The sequence below is a fragment of the Amycolatopsis sp. SID8362 genome, from assembly GCF_010550475.1.
In the GTDB taxonomy this organism is placed as follows: Bacteria; Actinomycetota; Actinomycetes; order Mycobacteriales; family Pseudonocardiaceae; genus Amycolatopsis; species Amycolatopsis eburnea.
The window spans coordinates 1-2,482 of record NZ_JAAGNB010001741.1 but is presented as its reverse complement, the minus strand read 5'-3'; the positions used below and the strand labels follow the sequence as shown (position 1 = coordinate 2,482).

Sequence of the window (2,482 nt, the reverse complement as noted above, 5' to 3'; positions counted from 1 at the left end):
CGCGGGCGGCTCGCCGGGGTGCACGGTCCAGACGTCGCCGGTGTCGGTGGCGCGCAGGGAAACCGGGCCGGGCAGCTCGGGAACGGCGTGCCAGCGCGTGACGCGGGGCAGCATCGCGCCGAGCACCTCGTCGACGCCGTCCGCGGCCACGGCCGGGTCGAGCACGTGCTGGCTGCCCGAGTCGGCGAGGTGGACGGCGGTTTCGTGCACCTGGCGGCGGAACCAGAACGCCTTGGTCTTTTCGGTGCCGCCGAAGTGCCAGCACGGGTCTTCGGGGGTGGCGCGCTCGAGGGCGTCGAGGAGCAGGCCGGCGCTTTCGGCATACCAGGACGCCAGGTCGGCGCCGGGACCCGATTCGAAGTCCTGGGACTGCGGCTCCCCGGTGGTGACGACGGTGGCCGCCCAGCGGTGGACGTTCCCGAGGTGCGTGCCGAGGTCGGCGAGCGTCCAGTCGCCGCAGTCGGGCACCTTCGCGGCGGGGTCGCCGGTGCGCAGCGCGTCGGTGAAGGCACCCGTGAGCTCCCGCAGCACGGGCAGGTAGTCGCGGGCGGGGAACGGCATCGTGGTCATCGGCGCTCCGGGTGCGGAAAACCGGGGCCACGCGCGGGCGTGGCCCCGGTGTCGGTCACAGGTCGGGGAACCAGAGCTTCAGCTCGCGCTCGGCCGACTCCGGCGAGTCCGAGCCGTGCACCAGGTTGTACTGGGTCTCCAGCGCGAAGTCGCCGCGGATGGTGCCCGGGGTGGCCTTCTCGACCGGGTCGGTGCCACCGGCCAGCTGCCGGAACGCGGCGATCGCACGCGGGCCCTCGACGGCGAGCGCGACCAGCGGGCCCGACGTGATGAACTCCAGCAGCTCGCCGAAGAACGAACGCTCCTTGTGCTCGGCGTAGTGCTCCTCGGCCAGCGCCTGCGGCACGGTCCGCAGTTCGACGGCGGCGAGCTTGAGGCCCTTGCGCTCGATCCGCGAGATGACCTCGCCGACGAGGCCGCGCGCGACGCCATCGGGCTTGACCAGGACCAGCGTGCGTTCAGTCACGACGGTGTTTCTCCTTGTTGCGGTTGCGTGTCGGTGCGCGTGAGCGTAGCCGGAGGCGGTGAGCGGTCTCGGCGGAGGTGGCGGTCGAGCGGTCTGCCGGGCGTCGCGGCGATGTCATGAAAGGGTCGTTCATGTCGTCTGACGAGGTGAACGACCCTTTCATGACGTGCGGGCCGCCGGATCGGCCGTGCGGGCCCGGTCAGCGGCCCTGCGGGTGCAGCTTCTTGGACCACAGCGAAGCTCCCGTGGCATCCCGCAGATCCACCGTCAGGTCCCCGCTGACACCGTCCACGTTCAGCTCACCGAAGTGCTGGAACCCGTCGATCGGCGCAGTGTTCGCCGCCGGCGGGGCGTGGACGAACACCGCCTCGGGGCCGAACGTCGGGTCCAGTGCGTTGGGCCCGAACGCGCCCGCGTTCAGCGGTCCGGACACGAACTCCCAGAACGGGTCGAAGTCCTGGAAGGCCGCGCGGTCCGGCGAATAGTGGTGCGCCGCGGTGTAGTGGACGTCCGCGGTCAGCCAGACGACGTTGCGGACGCGGCGGCGCTGGATCTCGCGCAGCACCCACGCCAGCTCGGTCTCGCGGCCCCCCGGGGCGCCCGGGAGGTTGTTCGCCACCGCTTCGATGTTCTTGCCGTCCGGGACGACCAGGCCGAGCGGCATGTCCGCCTGGACGATCTTCCACGTCGCCGTGCTGCGGCCGAGCGCGTCGGCCAGCCAGCGGGCCTGGCGGTCGCCGAGGATGTAGCCGGGCTTGGTCTGGTCCGCGGTGTTGGCGTTGCGGTAGGTCCGCATGTCCAGCACGAAGATCTCGACGCGCGAGCCGTAGGTGAAACTGCGGTAGACGCGGCCGTCGACCGCCTGGCGCGAGTCGATCGGGTGCCACTCGTGGAAGGCCTGGTACGCCCGCGGCGCGAGGACGTCGACGCGCTTCTCGGTGTAGGCCGGGTTGTCGAGGATCTTGCCCGGGTACCAGTTGTTCAGGACTTCGTGGTCGTCCCACTGGACGTAGGACGGCACCTGCGCCGCGAACCGGCGGAAGTTCTCGTCGAGGCGGTTGTACGCGTGCTGGCCGCGGAACTCGTCCAGCGTCTCCGCGACCTTCGACTTCTCCGCCGTGACGACGTTGCGCCAGGTCCGGCCGCCCGGCAGGGACACGGTTTCGGTCAGCGGGCCGTCCGAATACACCGTGTCGCCGCTGTGCAGGAACAGGTCGGGGTTCCGCGCGGCCATCGCCGAGAAGATCGTCATCCCGCCCAGGTCCGGGTTGATGCCCCAGTTCTGGCCGACGACGTCGCCGGACCAGACGATCCGGGTGTCGCGGCGGCCGACCGGTGCCGTGGCGAACCGGCCGGTCAGCGGCTCGCTCGTGGCGCGCCCGTCGAGGGACTCCGCCGTGACGCGGTAGTGGTACTCCGTGCCGGGCCGCAGCGCGGCGACGCGGA

Annotated in this window: 3 protein-coding genes; all 3 read right to left on the bottom strand. The window is 71.6% G+C overall.

Annotation, left to right across the window (positions count from 1 at the left end):
* Nucleotides 1–570 (bottom strand): maleylpyruvate isomerase family mycothiol-dependent enzyme (locus tag G3I65_RS53250; RefSeq protein ID WP_160703897.1); only part of this gene is annotated, 570 nt, incomplete at its 3' end.
* 55 nt (nt 571–625) lie between these two features.
* Nucleotides 626–1,036, bottom strand: coding sequence for a nucleoside-diphosphate kinase (gene ndk, locus G3I65_RS53245; protein ID WP_086858017.1), 411 nt, complete (start codon nt 1,034–1,036; stop codon nt 626–628).
* Between the two features lie 199 nt (nt 1,037–1,235).
* Nucleotides 1,236–2,482: alkaline phosphatase (locus G3I65_RS53240; RefSeq protein WP_160703895.1), on the bottom strand; the 1,247-nt coding region annotated here is incomplete at its 5' end.